We start from the raw sequence: 15,202 nt of genomic DNA, 5'->3' as shown, positions 1-15,202 counted from the left end.
TCGGGAGCTCCCGGATATTCCATGCGAGTGAATCTTTCTGCACTTGATTGGTTCGTAATCGCAGCCTACCTCGGCGGCATACTGGTGCTGGGCCTTCGCGTGAGCCGTGGCGTGACAAATTCGAAGAAGTTCTTCGTCGGCAATCGCGCCTTCGGTAAGACCATCATGATCGCCCAGGCTCTGGGTACGGGTACGCATTCTGATCAGGCCGTCGGTGTTGCAGGAGCGGCTTACACTGGCGGCTTGTCCGGGATCTGGTATCAGTGGATGTGGCTTTTTACGACCCCTTTTTACTGGATACTGGCGCCAGTCTTCAGACGTTTGCGCCTCACGACCACCGCAGACTTTTTCCAACTGCGCTATGGACGGCCCTACGCGGTTATGTACGCCGCATTTTGCCTTTATCTCCTTGCGCTATGGCAGGGCATCGCTATCAAGGGAACCAGCGAAACAGTTTCTGCCATTACCGGACTCCCGGAATGCTCCATTTCAATTACAGTCGCGATCATTTTCACGATCTATGGCGTAGCGGGCGGCCTGGTTGCAGCCGCCGTGACGGACTGTGTCCAGGGCATTCTCCTTGTGGTGCTCTCGTTTCTCGTCCTCCCGTTCGGGCTGCCGAAAGTTGGAGGGTTAGCAGGACTTCATCACGCTCTAAAGCCGGATTACTTCACCATATTTGGCGCAGCAGGCGGAGAACTGAGCTCATTCAATGTCACCATGCTGGTCATTAGCGGATTGGCAGGGATCGTCGCACAGCCGCACATGATGGCAGTTGCTTCGACAGGAAAGACCGAGTGGAACTGCAGAATTGGGTGGACGTATGGGAACTTCGTGAAGCGCTTCTGCACCGTCGGGTGGACGCTCACCGGAATCCTAGCCGCCGTCCTCTTGCCCGGTCTCGCCTTCGGAGAGCGGGAGAAGGCATTCGGCATGGTCGTAAGATTGGTGCTTCCCGCAGGGCTCATTGGGCTGATGACAGCGTCCATTATGGCCACGGCGATGGCAACCTGCTCAGCATTCATGATCGATGCAGCTGCGTTGTTTACCGAGAATATCTATCGGCCACTGATCGCCTCGAATAAAGAGGATGGCCACTATCTGAAGGTTGCTCGTACGGCCTCCGTGATGGTTACCGCTGCAGGCTTCGTGTGCGGAACAACAATGCCGTCTGTAGTGGCAGCAACGGTGCACTTCATCAGCATCCTGCCGTTTCTGGGCGTGAGCTTCTGGATAGGGATCATCTGGCCTCGAGCAAATCGATATGGAGCATGGATAAGCACTCTCGGTTCCGCGATAATCTTCTTCGGTGCGAAGCACATTGGCGCCTCAAATGCATGGGCTTCCCTGGCCAGCCTCCTCGTCGGCATCGCTGGAATGATCGCAGGAAGCTATTTTGGAGAACCTGAGGAGCCGGTCAGAATGAACCGCATTTTCGGATACTTGCAAAGACCTGCAGTAGACAACGACATACTTTCGGAGGCCGTACTTGAATAGGCTGCATGAAGACGAGAATGGCCAGGCATCAATTTTGCGAGATCTATTGAAGCTGCAAAGCACGTTCACGTTCAGGCGCTATCGAATCGATGTCATTGGGTTCTTCGTAGCTTGGATATTCGTACTTGCTTTCATCGCGTTCTACTGGGTTCTATCCAGATGGACCTAGGAACTTGTTGAAATAGGTATCTCTGGAAGACGCTCATTAGATGGTCTGGTGGCACGGGTCAAAATCTCTTGGACTTTGCGCGGGGAACAAGAGAAAACCTGAAAGCATGGGCACAGTGAGCACAATCTTGAGTTTAAACTTTGTTCTAAATTATTGATTCTTTGGTGGACGCGGTAGGAATCGAACCTACAACCTGTCGGTTAAGAGCTAGAATCCTGCCTTGCTCGGCAGTGCTCGATATTGCCCTATCTTGCTTGTTTCTATGCCGTTACAGAAATCGATTCGACGAGGTGGAGTGTAGGGACTACCCCTAAATACCCACCATTTTGAAGGAGTGTCCCTACAAAAATCCCTACAGCGATTGTGGGTGCTTTCACCTTTGGCGACAGAAGTCGAATGGCACGTCCCGCTCAGATGCGATCTCAAAAACAGGTCGCTTTCGCGCTACCAACTCACAAAGGCAGGGACCGTCCAAAGGTGGCCCAGGCAAGAGCCTTCACCGCACTTCCCTCTGGGATTTCGAGTATTTATACGAAGGGGCTTGTCACCTCATTGATCGAAGGAGGAAACTGCCGGGCTTGCAGAGGACTCCGGGAAGCCCTTTCCCGAGCATAGATAAAATGTTTGACTTCGACAGGCTTGATAGCATACCCCAGCACTCGCTCTTCAATGTCACGATCTGCCACTGTGAAACGATCATGCTGACGCTCATGTTCAGCCCATGAATCAACTTTGAAGGACTCCAGGTAGATGTTCGGAGCTTTGGTATCGACGAAGATGCCCCAACTTGTTGCGCCATCGCGGCGGCGAACCCTCTGGTATTTGTGGATCAGATGTAGAAACTCCGCAGCTTTCGATGGATCGATCGTGTACTTCACCGTGCCAGCACGGGTCCCAGGAAGGGGTTTGGTGCTTCAAGTATGGTTGGTTTGACCCAATGATTCCATGAACTGAGATCGGCTGGAATAGCCGGCAGCCTGAATAGAAGCTGCAGCAAAACACAAGCTCCTGTTCCAATGGCGGCGAACACCAGAGCTTCATGGACACCCCGGTGCAACGCAACATATCCCCAAAGGGTGCTCCCAAATGCAACGCTTCCCTGAAAAACAAAAAGATAGACGGCAAGCACCCTAGCGCGAATCCAATCCGGGGCAAGTTCCTGCACCATGATGTTGAACAGGGACATGACCGATGTCCACGACGCGCCGCCCAAAAGCATCAGCAGGCAGAGGATGGCAGGCGAGCGCAACAGGGCCATGCTCAAAATGACTATGGCGAATGCAACCGTGGCGAAAGATAACAATGCCTCGGAGGAAATCTTTGAACGAGTCCGTTGCAGAACCATTGCTCCCGCGACTGCGCTCAGTCCGAAGAACCCCAGCAGGAAGCCGTATGTAATTGGGTTCGTGCTTATGGACTTCACTGCCGTCGGCAAGAGCGCCCAGAAGGAACTGGTGAAAAAGATGAGAATTGCCGACCGAAGCAGAAGCGTACGAACCCCTGGTGAATAGCGGACGTAGCGGACCGCCGCAGCGGTCCCGCCCCGGAAGGTCTCTAACGGCAGTGTGCTCTTTCGGGTAGGCCTCTTCCACCGCGCAACGACGGCAATCACTCCCAGAAACGAGAAGGCGTTGAAGGCAAATGCAGCACCCACTCCTAGGGCCGCCACGATGAAGCCGCCTATCCCCGGACCCAACGCGCGAGCGAGGTTGAACTCAATTCCATTCAAGACCAGCGCTGCAGGCAGCTCCTCTTTATCGACCAACTCGGGAAATATTGCCCGCCAGGAAGGAGATTCGAAAGCATCTCCAATTGACAATCCGAGCGTAAGCAGGAGCAGTAGCCATGGAGTCATCCCTCCGAAGACTGTTGCAACCGTGAGCGCGACGGCGACCGCGAGCATCCAGACTTCGGTGCAAAGAATCAACTTTCGGCGATCGAAGATGTCGCCTATGGAACCCGCCGGCAGAGCGAGCAGAAAAAAGGGTAAGGCAGTTGCGGTTTGAATGAGTGCAATATAGAGAGGATTATTCGTCAGAGAGGTCATCAGCCACGCTGCGCCGACGCTCTGCATGAACGTACCAATGTCCGAGACCAGGTTGGATAGAAGCAGGCCTCGGAACGTTGAATTACGAAGCGGGCCCCACGGACCTGGAGAGTTAACCGCGTCTGATTGAGAGACCTTGGTCATCGCTTTGTGACATTACATCATGAATTGCCGAGGGCACCCGCCTCAGAGCGGTCTGACTACTCTTCGGTCCGTGAACAGTTTAGCTACGGGTTGTTTCGAACAGGAACCAAATGCGTCGCTGGCTCTGATCGATCCAGTTCTCGAGAAGGCTCGCCGTGGCCACATCTCCCGCGTCATCGCAAAGCACATGCACGGCGCGATGGCTCAATAGAAGCGCCTTTTCGTCTTCGCGCAGTTCGCTCAACATATCGGCCGGAGTGACAAACTCCGCATCATTATCCTGGATGCGCCGCAAGCGAGCGATGTGTCCAATGGAACGGACGGTGGTACCGCCGATCTTGCGAGCCCGTTCGGCGATTTCGTCGGTCATTGCGAAGAGCTGATCGCCTTGATCGTCGAGAAGCAGATGATAGTCGCGGAAATGCGGACTGCTCATGTGCCAATGGAAATTCTTGATCTTGAGATAAAGCGTGAACACGTCGGCGAGCAGTACGTTCAATGCTCCCGTGATGTCCCTGACTGCTTCCGGAGCGATGTCGGAAGGCGTCGTCAATCCAGCCTTGCGCCGCCCAATAAGTTCAGAAGTATTTGCCATGATTTATTTCTCCTTTTGCTCTCTTAAAGTGTCCTTGGAAAGTGCACGGGCTGACTGGCGGCACATGCTCGCCCTTCTACCAGGATGACGTTGGCCGCGCGCAGCACTTAGCGGGGCGCGATGTTTTGCCTTGGGTAGCGGCGTCACTCACGATGAGGAGCCGCATTGTTCGTCCTCAGGCGGGATGGATCATCTCACGCGCATAAGCCAAGCCCATCCCGTAGCCTCCGCCGTTTGCGACCACGATACTCCGCGCATCCTCATAGGTTTCGTGCCGCGTCCAGTCGCGCTGGAATTCGAGCAGAACTTGAATCCAGCTGGTCAACTGTGCGCCTGCCGATTCCATCCGACGCAGAGCCAGGTCATGTCCCGCCGGGCTCAGCCCGCCGCATGCATCGGCAACCACGAAGACTTCAAATCCGTCATTTAGGGCGGAGAGCACCGGGAAGGAAACACAGGCTTCCGTCAACAATCCAGCAACAATCAGCCTCTTGCGCCCTGTGTCCATCACGGCGCGATGTGCCACGTCATCTTCCCAAACATTCATATTCCGTCGCTCCACTGGAGTGACGGACGGCAGTGCCTCTTGCAACGCCGGGAGCATTGGGCCACTGTAAACCCGGCTCGCGGATGTAGAGGCGACGACCGGCACCTTGAATGCGATTGCGGTGCGTGCCAATGCTACGGCGTTGTTGAGCAGTGTCTGCCTGGCGAAAGACTCTACGCCGAACGCCAGCCCGGCCTGGAAGTCCACGAGCAGCAGAGCACATTGCTCAGGCTTAAGAAGAGTTTCAGATCCTGTCATGACATTCCTCCGGGCCGTTTGGTGGACTGCTGCCGGCTGAGACAACTTTAGCGGCGCAACTCGGCACTGTCACCCCCCGATCGAGTAGCAATCATGCCCCACATTTCAGTAGAAATCCATCGCAACCGGAATCAATCTTCGCCTCGACCATCAATCGTCGAGGAAGCCGCGTTTCATCGCAATCATCACCGCATGGGTTCGGTCGTTGGCCTGAAGTTTCGCAAGGATATTCTTCATATGCCCTTTTACCGTATCTTCAGTGATAAGGAGCCTGTCCGCGACCACCTTGTTAGCGCAACCGTCCGCAACGCAACGCAGCACCTCGATCTCTCGCTCAGAAAGAGCATCGGCAACGAAGTGCTCTGCTATCTCCGAAGCAATCTCTGCGGGAATATGCCGCTGGCCTGAATGGACGCGCCGGATGGTGCTGATCAACTCCGTTCGGAACATGCCCTTCAGCAGGTAGCCCACCGCTCCTACCTTTAATGCGCGAGAGGCCTGGATATCTCCAGAATATGTAGTGAGGATAACGATGCGTGCATTCGGGAACTCGCCTCGAATAGCCATCGTCGCGTCAATTCCGTTCATTTGCGGCATGCGCAAGTCCATCAGGGTCACGTCGGGCCTGTACTGCCGAAACGCAAGCACCGCATCAACGCCGTTGTTCGCCTCGGCTACCAGTTCCATGTCAGCGTGCTGTTGGATTGCAAATGCAATGCCGTCCCGCACCAACGGATGATCGTCAGCGCACAGAATTCGGATTCGGTCCGAAACAGCCATAGCATGCCTCCCAGTATCGACCTGACGACAATTTTGAAGGCCCTCAACAGAGCGTGCAAGAGAAGTGCTAATCCGAGCAGTCCTATTGCTCATCACCAAACTATGCCCGATGTTTAACACTCAGATCCAAGGCACTGCTCTTCAATAGCCTCAATCTGCCATGAAGCGAATTCGCTTGCGTTAGGGAATCCCATCGAAGCGCTCACCTGGGCGCACTCGACAGTTTCACTCTAACTCACGGCAAGCCCTGCTGAACGACACGAAAGGGTTGGTCGAAGTTAATGCGACCTCTTTCTTCAGGTCGGATGATTACCCTGGTTCGGTTTGATTCGAGTTGCCGTTCGGATGGGGCACCCAACTGGGGCGCCGGAGAGGACTCACAAATGGCCCCTTCCTTCCGACTCGAAAGGGGCGTGGTCAAGTCTCGGTTGTCACTTAGCTTGAGCACAGCAGGAAAGTCGGTGTCCAGGCAAGATCACCTCGCGCGGGATACAGCCTTCACTTCAGTGCCTGCGCTCCGAAGCATTGCGCTCCATCCGCACTAACTGCCGCTGCCAACGCTATCAAAGGGAGAGAGGATTATGTCACTCGCAAAACGAAGTGAAAAAGGACTGCTCACGCCAGACAACTGCGTCGTGGCTCTCATCGATCATCAACCGCAAATGCTGTTCGGTGTCACCAGCATCGACCGCCAGACGCTCATCAACAATGTTGTTGGCTTTTCCAAAGCCGCCAAGCTATTCGACGTTCCGCTCATTCTCAGCACCGTTGAGAGCAAGTCGCTCAGCGGGTATATCTGGCCCCAACTGAAGGCTCAATACCCCGATCAAACGCCGATCGAGCGCAGCACAATGAACGCCTGGGACGATGCGAACTTTGTGGCCGCCATCAAGGCCACTGGGCGCAAGAAGATTGTTCTCGCCGGCCTCTGGACTCAAGCTTGTGTTACTTACCCGACAGTTCAGGCCATTTCCGACGGATACGCGGTATACGTCGTTGAAGATCTGAGCGGCGATCTAGACCTGAGAACCCACAACGCAGCCATGCGCCGCGTAGAGCAAGCCGGAGCCAAGCCGGTGACCTGGATTCAGGTGATGCTCGAATGGCAAAGAGATTGGGCCTTGAAGGAGACCTATGACGGCGTCGTTGAAATCGTGAAAAATCACGCTGGCGCGTATGGAGTAGGCGTGGAGTACGCATACACCATGGTGCATGGTACGGCGCAGACGCACTTCCCCACATGGACTCCGCCTCTTGAACTGGCGGCGCACAAGTAAGCAAGACAGGGAAGGTGGAAGCCTTCCCTGACCGCTCTTCTAATAGAAGTCCTGAATTGCCCGGAGGATCCTTTGGCCCAGAAGACGATTTACTTCAACGGAAAGATTGCGACGAATTCCATCCCATACTTCGCCGAAGCGATGACGGTCGCCGATGGAAAGATCGTTGCTATTGGCGCTTCTTCAGACTTGCTTCCCGGTCGTGATTCAAGTACGGAAGTCGTCGATCTCGGTGGCCACACAGTGATTCCCGGCCTCAACGATTCTCATTTGCATGTGATCCGCGGCGGCCTTCATTACAATTTGGAGCTTCGCTGGGATGGCGTTCCCTCCCATGCAGATGCCATGAGGATGCTGAAGGAACAGGCAGCTCGAACACCAGCTCCGCAGTGGGTCCGTGTCGTCGGCGGCTGGACGGAATTTCAGTTTGCGGAGCGGCGTATGCCAACTCTCGCGGAGATCAACGAAGCCGCACCCGATACTCCTGTTTTCGTCCTGCACTTGTATGACCGGGCGATGTTGAATGCGGCTGCATTGCGTGCGGTGGGCTACACCAAAGACACGCCGGATCCATTAGGCGGAGAAATCCAGCGCGACAAGCGCGGCGTTCCAACCGGCATGTTGATCGCCAGGCCGAACGCCGGAATCCTCTATTCAACGCTTGCCAAAGGACCTCTGCTCAGCTATGAGGATCAGTTGATCTCTACCCGCCACTTCATGCGTGAACTGAACCGGCTTGGCATCACCAGCGCGATTGACGCAGGCGGAGGATTCCAGAATTACCCAGACGACTATACGGTTGTCGAGGAGTTGCATAAGCGCGGGCAGATGACGCTGCGTATTGCTTACAACCTATTCACCCAGCGCCCAAATCATGAGATCGAAGACTTCAGCAAGTGGACATCTTCAGCATCGCTCTATCAAGGCGACCACACTTTGCGGCTCAATGGCGCCGGCGAGATGCTTGTCTTTTCCGCTGCCGACTTTGAGGACTTTCTGGAGCCCCGACCCGATCTCGACGCGGTCCTCGAAACCAAACTCGAGGAAGTGGTCCGCCTGCTCGCCGAAAAACGCTGGCCATTCCGCCTACATGCCACATACAACGAGTCTATCGAGAGGTTTTTAAATGTATTCGAGAAGGTCAACCGCGACATTCCACTCAGCGGTCTGCATTGGTTTTTCGATCATGCCGAAACGATCTCCGATCGGAACATTGAGCGCACTGTAGCTCTCGGGGGAGGCATAGCGGTGCAGCACCGCATGGCGTTCCAGGGAGAATACTTTGTCCATCGCTATGGCGCGGAAGCGGCCAAAAGGACGCCACCCATCCGGCGGATGCTGCAGATGGGCGCAAATGTTGGAGCCGGGACGGATGCTACCCGCGTAGCCAGCTTCAACCCCTATGTGTCGCTCTATTGGCTGGTATCCGGTCGCACAGTGGGCGGACTGCGCCTCTACGACGATGCAAATCGCATGACCCGCGAAGAAGCACTTCACCTCTACACGCATGGCAGCAGTTGGTTTTCGACTGAAGAAGATGTGAAGGGATCTCTGGCGCCTGGTCAACTTGCCGACTTCGCAGTGCTGTCGTCGGATTACTTCGCTGTAGCTGAAGAGGAAATCAAAGGGCTGCAATCTGTCCTTACCGTAGTTGGCGGTGAAGTCGTTTATGCGGCTCAGGGCTTCAGTGATTTGGCTCCGCCCCCATTGCCCGCTGCACTGGACTGGGCGCCAACGGTGCACTATGGTGGCTATCACACGCCCGCGTCAGCTGTTGCCGCGCTCCTGCATCACGGATGTTCTGGTCACCATGCTTCGGCATCTCTGCCAAAGTCCGTGCGTCTTGGAGAATCGTTGTGGGGCCTGGGCTGCGACTGCTTTGCCTTCTAACATCAAGTCGAACGGTCTAACTAGGGTCAACAGGATGGGAACATTGGATCGGTCTCAAGCATTGCCGAAGGGAATCGATCGTCAGACGTTAATCCGGTTGACCCGCGACAGTACGTATGAGTTGATCCTCACTTTCGTTTTGCTCTTTGGAGTGACGACCATTGTGAGGTGGGTGATAGGACCATCGCTCGTCTCTCACGCCATCCCGGATATTCATGCTGAGCTGTGGATCGTCGGCACCGCGGTCGCATTGCTTCTTGCAGGACTCATTCTCAGCCCTCCAGGCAGGATTTCCGGCGCGCATACCAATCCTGCCATTTCTTTCGCGATGTGGAGGTTCGGGGTGTTTCCGGGAAGAGCCGTCATTCCCTACTCCGTCGCCCAGTTGCTCGGCTCTGTACTCGGCGTAATCGCTGCGCGAGGAGTATGGGGATCGATTGTTTCCAATCCGCCTGTGGCGTTTGCCGTACTTCAACCGGCAACAGGATGGTCGGCCATACAGGTCTTTGTAACCGAATCTGCCGGCATGGCAGTGATCGTCTTTTTGGTTGGAATCTGCCTCTCCGTTCATCGGCTTGCGAAATTCGTTCCTTGGATTATCGGCGCGCTAGTCGGAACAGGAATTGCAGTTCTTGGAACAGCCAGCGGCGGCAGTCTCAATCCCGCTCGTCAATTCGGACCGGCAATCGCCTCGGGACAAACACACTTCCTTTGGGTCTATTTGCTGGCACCCATGGTGGGAGCGGCGTTTGCGGCATGGTTGCGGCTATGGATTCAGAAACGTCGCCAGGTACTCACCCATCGGTTGTGTGGAACGATCGGCTGACTGGATATTGGAGAGCGCCGTGAGGATAGAATTTCTCGGTATATCGAACGGAAACTCAAGAAGGGGCGCAGACATCATACACATGGGAAGAATAGCTTGCTTGTTGGTAGGTTTTGCTCTCCTCGATTCTTCACGGATTCTCGCTCAATCCGTCAGCACCGACCAGGTCCCAGAAGTCAGCCGCAAATACCAACTACTCCGCGAAGACGAGGACTGGACTTTTCTTCGTAATCCTGAACTGAAGCAAGACCGCTGGGATCAGATCAAGTACATCCCATTCCATCGCAATGCAGCCTCTTCGTATCTCACGATTGCCGGCGAAGCCCGCGAGGTATGGGAGCAGATTGGGAATGATAATTGGGGCCAGGAACCGTACACCAATGGATATCTGAACGAAAGATACATGCTCTCCTTCGACTTTCATTATGGGGAGCACATAAGCTCCTTCGTCGAGCTGAAGAGCGGCTTGAATTCGTTCCGCGACGGTGGTCCGCGGCCCATTGATGAAAAGAAGCTCGATTTTCAAGCTGGCTTCCTCGAAGTAGGCACCGCTGGGAGCACCAACTGGGTTAAGCTCCGGACCGGCAGACAGGAGATGGAGTATGGCTCGGGTCGATTGATCGATGTTCGAGAGGGCCCGAACGTCCGCCTCAGTTTCGACGGCTTCAAGATTAAGTCGAACCTCAATGCGTGGAAGATTGATGGGTTCGCCATGCGGCCCGACCTCGACAACCCTGGTTTCTTCGACAACGCCCCCAACCACGCGGTTGGGTTCTGGGGCGTCTACTCGACAAGAGCGCTGACGAAATCGATTTCGATGGACGCGTATTATCTTGGCCTCGATCGAAAACGAGCGACATTCGAGAGAGGTACAGCGCGCGAACTTCGCCATACGATCGGATCTAGGATCTACCGCGCCCAGTCCGCGGAAAAAGCCGGATGGGACTTTGACGACGAAGCCTTGTGGCAGTTTGGCACCTTCGGTTCTGCGAACATCAAAGCATGGACCGTGGCCAGCGACACAGGCTATAGCCTCCCTAACATGCGTCTTAAGCCGCGGTTCAGTGCGAAAGCCGATATCTCAAGCGGGGATAATCCCCAGACAAATTCGTTAGGCACATTCAACCCACTTTTTCCCATGGGCAACTACTTCGGCGTTCTGGCAACAACGGGACCAGGGCCTTTGAACTTCGTTGACATTCATCCGCGTGTCCAGACGCAATTACCACGATCCGTGACCGTTTCCACGGACTGGCTCTTCCAGTGGCGGGAAAATGTTCTTGACGGAGTTTATTCGGTGCCTGGAACGCTAATCCGTGCGGCAGGCAATAGCAGAGCCCGCTATGTCGGAGATAGGCCGGGCACTGAGGTCCGATGGCAAGCTGACCGTCATATATGGTTTCAAGCTGACTACGGAGTTTTCTACCCAGGCGGGTTCTTGAAACAAACACAGCCGAGCCGTAATCTCAATTACTGGGCGTTGTGGGCCGGCTACAAGTTTTAACCGCACATGGAACAACCAAGGCTTGGAGGAAGCGATGCCTGAAACAACAAATCCCCCGCCGATTGTGGGCCTTCATCACGTGACCGCAATCGCGTCAAATCCGCAACGAAATCTGGACTTCTACACCAAACTGCTCGGACTTCGCTTCGTTAAGAGAACTGTCAACTTCGACGATCCGGGTACATACCATTTTTATTTTGGGGATGATCTCGGTTCACCGGGAACCATCCTCACTTTCTTCCCTTGGCCGCACGCCACGCGGGGATCACTCGGAGTGGGCGAGACTTCGGCGACGGCCTTCAGCGTTCCTACGGATTCCCTCGCGTTCTGGGAGTCGCGGCTATTGATTGCCGGTGTGCATGCGCAGCGTCTGGCAACTAGATTTGGGAACTCGGTGCTTGGTTTTGCCGACCCGGATGGCATGCGCATTGAACTGATCGCACATGAAGACGCCAATCCGAGTCGCACTCCTCGCAATAGCGATGTGCAATCTGAGAATGCCATCCGCGGCTTCTTTGGAGTCACCCTATGCCAGGCCGGATTCGAATCGACAGCCGAAGTTTTGGAGAGAATGGGATTTCGCAGAGCCGGTGAAGAAGGAAACAGATATCGATTCAGCGCTGATGGAAATGCCTTCGGCCGTCACGTCGATGTGCTGGTTCAGACTCAGCTGATGCACGGCCGCATGGGTTCCGGGAGCGTACACCACATCGCCTTCCGGGCCAATGACGATGCAGCGCAACGATACTGGCGGGAAGAACTCAGGCGGTTTCCCTTGAACGTAACCCCGGTTCTTGACCGCACGTACTTTCATTCCATCTACTTTCGCGAACCAGGCGGTGTGCTCTTCGAGATAGCAACAGACCCGCCGGGCTTCAGTTTCGATGAACCGCTTGAATCACTCGGAGAATCGCTCAAGCTTCCGCCTTGGCTCGAATCTGAGCGTGGCGCGATTGAAAATGTGCTTCCCACCATCTCGCTCCACTATCAGAGGTCTATCGATGACGGGAGATGATCCGCACGGTAATGAGCCAATCCTTATAGCCGGAGTCGCGCTCTCACAAGCACGCTCTGCGCTAATTCTGCTGCGCGGTCGCGGCGGCTCTGCGGAAGACATTCTCAGCTTGAGCGAAGAGTTGGGCAACGAGTCCACCGCCTACCTTGCTCCCCAGGCGGCGCAGCACACCTGGTACCCAAATTCATTTCTTGCGTCCATCGCAATGAATGAACCTTGGCTGAGCTCTGCGATAGCCAAAGTTGGCGCATGCATAGCAAAGATAACGTCAGCGGGAATCGGAGTTCAACGGATCGGGATCGTGGGCTTTTCACAAGGTGCTTGCCTGGCATCGGAGTTTGTTGCCAGGCATCCAGCACGTTACGCGGCGTTGGTCGCATTTACCGGTGGTCTCATCGGCCCGATGGGTTCAGAACTGCACCATGCCGGCAATCTCGACCGCATGCCGATCCTACTCAGTTCCGGTGACCCCGATCCGCATGTTCCATGGGAGCGCGTCCAGGCGACTCAAGAAGTCTTCGTAGAAATGGGTGCATCCGTGAAGGCGGACCGTTATCAAGGCCGTCCCCATACAATTCTCCGCGAGGAGATTGAGTCAGCACGTCGCCTGATTGAGGATGGACTTTCCTGAATGCTCTTCGATGTCAAGGAAGCGTCTTCCCCAGATCGTCTAACCGCTCGATAGCTGAGCTTCCATCCTCTTTCACAAGTATGTTGACGCGGCGCTTGCCATGATTATCAATCAAAACCACTCCCGACTCGCCCGCATTATTTAAGAACAGATAAGCCGAAGAGCCACTGGAGCGATCGAACTTGACATGAGCTCCCTTTTCATCAATTTCGATCGCCGCATCCGGACCATGCGCCACCGGGTTGTGAAGCTTCAGCGACCCATGCCCAGCGGCATCGAGTGATGCAGATAAGCCCGGCGTCCCGTCTTCGTTCAGCAATTGCATGATCGGCAAACCTGATTGAATGGAGAGAAGCATCCGCGTTTTGCCAGCCGCATCAACCAATCGAACCTCACTCGTCACTAATGGAGTTGGTTCTTTCTGCATGCTGTTCCTCCGCTTTAAACCACCTTGATTCGCCCCGCTGTCTATCGTTGCACATCCAAGGAGCAAGAAACCAATAAGTGCTCCATGACTTGCCACGCGGCCACCGACTCCATGTCTCGTCAATCGTGCGCTCATCGCCCTCCAGCTCTCAGGCCTTCACAGGCCTTGAATTTCTCATCCCCATACCGGCGAACAGCGATTGCGGATCTCTTCGCCTTGCAAGGGCAAGCAAAGACATACTTGAAGGCAGATGGGTCTCGAATGTCCGATTTCGGCAATGACTAAAACATCGCTTGGCCTACGAAATAGCGCCAGCAATGAGAATCCCACGCCGCGGTGTGTTTGGGAATCCCCAATGGTGCCGTTCTCTGCCCACCCCATCGGGTAGTGACTGGAGAGTTAATCTTGAATTACGGTTCTCTTGAGTAACCTGGAGGAAATACGCTATGCGTCGTACCGCATCCATCCTCACAATAGCCACAATGGTTTTAAGCGTTACGAGCCTTCCATCGATCGCGTTCACGCAGGCGGCAACGGTTACGGCTTCGTCCACCATCGCAGTAGCGCCTCAATATGACACGACACACGTGTACGTGGCGCCAGCCAAGGTTGACGCATTTGTCGCCAGCTTCCTCGGTACATTTGGCGGAACAAGCACCAAGCAGGTAGTCACTACAGTGACTCCAACGCCAAGTCTGACAAGCTCTCAACTGCTGCAGACACCCGTAGGAACCGTGTCGGCATTCGGGTTCAGAACTCCCATTCCCACTCCCTTTGGCTCTGAGCGAACAGGGTATCTGGTCACTGACATGAATGCAGCAATCGAGAAGGCCAAAGCCACAGGAGCGGCTGTTGTTGTGACACCCTTTCCCGACCCCATCGGACTCGATGCCGTGATTCAATGGCCGGGGGGCGTTATGACTCAGATCTATTGGCACACCACTAAGCCTTCCTATGCTCCATTTGTCACTGTGCCGGAGAATCGCGTGTATGTCTCTCCGGATGATGTCGAGAAATTCATGCGCAGTTTTCTCGCATTCTCAGGTGGACGAGTGGTGTCCGATGAAACGGCTGCTCCGGGGGCCGAAATAGGCTTGCCGGAGATTACTTTCCGGCGACTCCGCGTCGCGTCGAACTTCGGAAAGATGACAATCTTCGTGACGGACCGCCGGTTGCCTTTTCCTCATGGCAGTGAGACAACCGGATACGAAGTTGCGGACCTCGACTCAACCTTGAAGAAGGCGACATCGCTCGGAGCTAAACTGCTCGTCCCCTCTACACCTATTGAGAACCGTATATCAGCAATCGTGCAGTTCCCCGGCGGATACATCGCGGAGATTCACTCAGTAGCTCCGTAGATCGATATTGATTAAAGATTAAGCGTCGGGGTGCCCGTTGTTTGGATCTCGCTACCCTATGAGGTCTCTCGATCTCCACTCTTAAGGGGCGTTCAATGGGGAAGATTCTCGCCCATACTGTGGATCAGTCGTACTCGGCATCGACGCCTCTGAGCGAGTCACTCATCCTGCGAGATTTGGTCTAACTTCCGGCCCTCGTAGAAGTTGATTTGTTCACGCAATCGAACGTGTCGAAAT

14 protein-coding genes are annotated in these 15,202 nt (G+C 54.9%); 8 read left to right on the top strand and 6 right to left on the bottom strand.

The features are described from left to right. Positions 1-21: 21 nt before the first annotated feature. Positions 22-1,497: a sodium:solute symporter family protein gene (locus VO84_RS18975; protein ID WP_058189311.1), complete on the top strand. Its 1,476-nt coding sequence runs from the start codon at positions 22-24 to the stop codon at positions 1,495-1,497. 696 nt (positions 1,498-2,193) lie between these two features. Here VO84_RS18975 and VO84_RS23200 read toward each other — a convergent pair. The 5 genes from VO84_RS23200 to VO84_RS18950 all read right to left on the bottom strand — a co-directional run bounded on the left by VO84_RS23200 (position 2,194) and on the right by VO84_RS18950 (position 6,037). Next, a complete protein-coding gene (locus tag VO84_RS23200; RefSeq protein ID WP_058189310.1) occupies positions 2,194-2,544 on the bottom strand; it encodes an MFS transporter in 351 nt (116 codons plus the stop codon). After that, positions 2,541-3,857 carry an MFS transporter gene (locus VO84_RS18965; RefSeq protein WP_058189309.1) on the bottom strand — a complete coding sequence of 439 codons (1,317 nt, stop codon included), beginning with the start codon at positions 3,855-3,857 and terminating at the stop codon, positions 2,541-2,543. Before VO84_RS18965 ends, VO84_RS23200 begins: the two co-directional genes overlap by 4 nt. A 79-nt stretch (positions 3,858-3,936) precedes the next feature. Then, positions 3,937-4,452, bottom strand: a complete 516-nt coding sequence (locus VO84_RS18960) for a Dps family protein (RefSeq protein WP_058189308.1) — start codon at positions 4,450-4,452, stop codon at positions 3,937-3,939. Between the two features lie 175 nt (positions 4,453-4,627). Next, the gene (locus VO84_RS18955) at positions 4,628-5,257 is read right to left on the bottom strand and encodes a hydrolase (RefSeq protein ID WP_058189307.1); all 630 of its coding nucleotides are present in this window, start codon (positions 5,255-5,257) and stop codon (positions 4,628-4,630) included. 150 nt (positions 5,258-5,407) lie between these two features. Further along, positions 5,408-6,037 (bottom strand): response regulator transcription factor, encoded by a 630-nt coding sequence (locus VO84_RS18950; RefSeq protein ID WP_058189306.1) that lies wholly within the window; start codon positions 6,035-6,037, stop codon positions 5,408-5,410. Positions 6,038-6,618: 581 nt separating this feature from the next. Here VO84_RS18950 and VO84_RS18945 point away from each other — a divergent pair. From VO84_RS18945 to VO84_RS18920, 6 genes are all read left to right on the top strand, one after another. Beyond that, a complete protein-coding gene (locus VO84_RS18945; RefSeq protein WP_058189305.1) occupies positions 6,619-7,314 on the top strand; it encodes a hydrolase in 696 nt (231 codons plus the stop codon). A gap of 72 nt (positions 7,315-7,386) precedes the next feature. After that, positions 7,387-9,204 (top strand): amidohydrolase, encoded by a 1,818-nt coding sequence (locus VO84_RS18940; protein ID WP_058189304.1) that lies wholly within the window; start codon positions 7,387-7,389, stop codon positions 9,202-9,204. A 43-nt stretch (positions 9,205-9,247) separates the two neighbouring features. After that, a complete protein-coding gene (locus VO84_RS18935; RefSeq protein ID WP_197414114.1) occupies positions 9,248-10,030 on the top strand; it encodes an MIP/aquaporin family protein in 783 nt (260 codons plus the stop codon). 100 nt (positions 10,031-10,130) lie between these two features. Further along, positions 10,131-11,534, top strand: a complete 1,404-nt coding sequence (locus VO84_RS18930; protein WP_231738069.1) for an alginate export family protein — start codon at positions 10,131-10,133, stop codon at positions 11,532-11,534. Between the two features lie 34 nt (positions 11,535-11,568). After that, positions 11,569-12,549: a ring-cleaving dioxygenase gene (locus VO84_RS18925; RefSeq protein ID WP_058189301.1), complete on the top strand. Its 981-nt coding sequence runs from the start codon at positions 11,569-11,571 to the stop codon at positions 12,547-12,549. Beyond that, positions 12,536-13,180, top strand: coding sequence for an alpha/beta hydrolase (locus VO84_RS18920; RefSeq protein ID WP_058189300.1), 645 nt, complete (start codon positions 12,536-12,538; stop codon positions 13,178-13,180). The genes VO84_RS18925 and VO84_RS18920 overlap by 14 nt, the downstream gene beginning before the upstream one ends. 13 nt (positions 13,181-13,193) lie before the next feature. Here the strand turns inward: VO84_RS18920 and VO84_RS18915 are convergent, their stop codons facing one another. After that, positions 13,194-13,607 (bottom strand): hypothetical protein, encoded by a 414-nt coding sequence (locus tag VO84_RS18915; protein ID WP_157440003.1) that lies wholly within the window; start codon positions 13,605-13,607, stop codon positions 13,194-13,196. Between the two features lie 446 nt (positions 13,608-14,053). Between VO84_RS18915 and VO84_RS18910 the strand changes: the two genes are divergently transcribed. Beyond that, positions 14,054-14,965: a hypothetical protein gene (locus tag VO84_RS18910; protein ID WP_058189298.1), complete on the top strand. Its 912-nt coding sequence runs from the start codon at positions 14,054-14,056 to the stop codon at positions 14,963-14,965. Positions 14,966-15,202 lie beyond the last annotated feature (237 nt).

Origin of the sequence: Occallatibacter gabretensis (assembly GCF_001449115.1) — a bacterium.
Taxonomy (GTDB): Bacteria; Acidobacteriota; Terriglobia; order Terriglobales; family Acidobacteriaceae; genus Telmatobacter; species Telmatobacter gabretensis.
This window is presented reverse-complemented; position numbering and strand designations above follow the sequence as displayed.

What these genes read in the sequence shown, in the direction of transcription:
- VO84_RS18910 (WP_058189298.1), top strand. Translation starts at nt 14,054, where the DNA reads ATGCGTCGTACCGCATCCATCCTCACAATAGCCACAATGGTTTTAAGC.
- VO84_RS18915 (WP_157440003.1), bottom strand. Translation starts at nt 13,607, where the DNA reads ATGCAGAAAGAACCAACTCCATTAGTGACGAGTGAGGTTCGATTGGTT.
- VO84_RS18960 (WP_058189308.1), bottom strand. Translation starts at nt 4,452, where the DNA reads ATGGCAAATACTTCTGAACTTATTGGGCGGCGCAAGGCTGGATTGACG.
- VO84_RS18925 (WP_058189301.1), top strand. Translation starts at nt 11,569, where the DNA reads ATGCCTGAAACAACAAATCCCCCGCCGATTGTGGGCCTTCATCACGTG.
- VO84_RS18950 (WP_058189306.1), bottom strand. Translation starts at nt 6,037, where the DNA reads ATGGCTGTTTCGGACCGAATCCGAATTCTGTGCGCTGACGATCATCCG.
- VO84_RS18955 (WP_058189307.1), bottom strand. Translation starts at nt 5,257, where the DNA reads ATGACAGGATCTGAAACTCTTCTTAAGCCTGAGCAATGTGCTCTGCTG.
- VO84_RS18920 (WP_058189300.1), top strand. Translation starts at nt 12,536, where the DNA reads ATGACGGGAGATGATCCGCACGGTAATGAGCCAATCCTTATAGCCGGA.
- VO84_RS18965 (WP_058189309.1), bottom strand. Translation starts at nt 3,857, where the DNA reads ATGACCAAGGTCTCTCAATCAGACGCGGTTAACTCTCCAGGTCCGTGG.
- VO84_RS18945 (WP_058189305.1), top strand. Translation starts at nt 6,619, where the DNA reads ATGTCACTCGCAAAACGAAGTGAAAAAGGACTGCTCACGCCAGACAAC.
- VO84_RS18975 (WP_058189311.1), top strand. Translation starts at nt 22, where the DNA reads ATGCGAGTGAATCTTTCTGCACTTGATTGGTTCGTAATCGCAGCCTAC.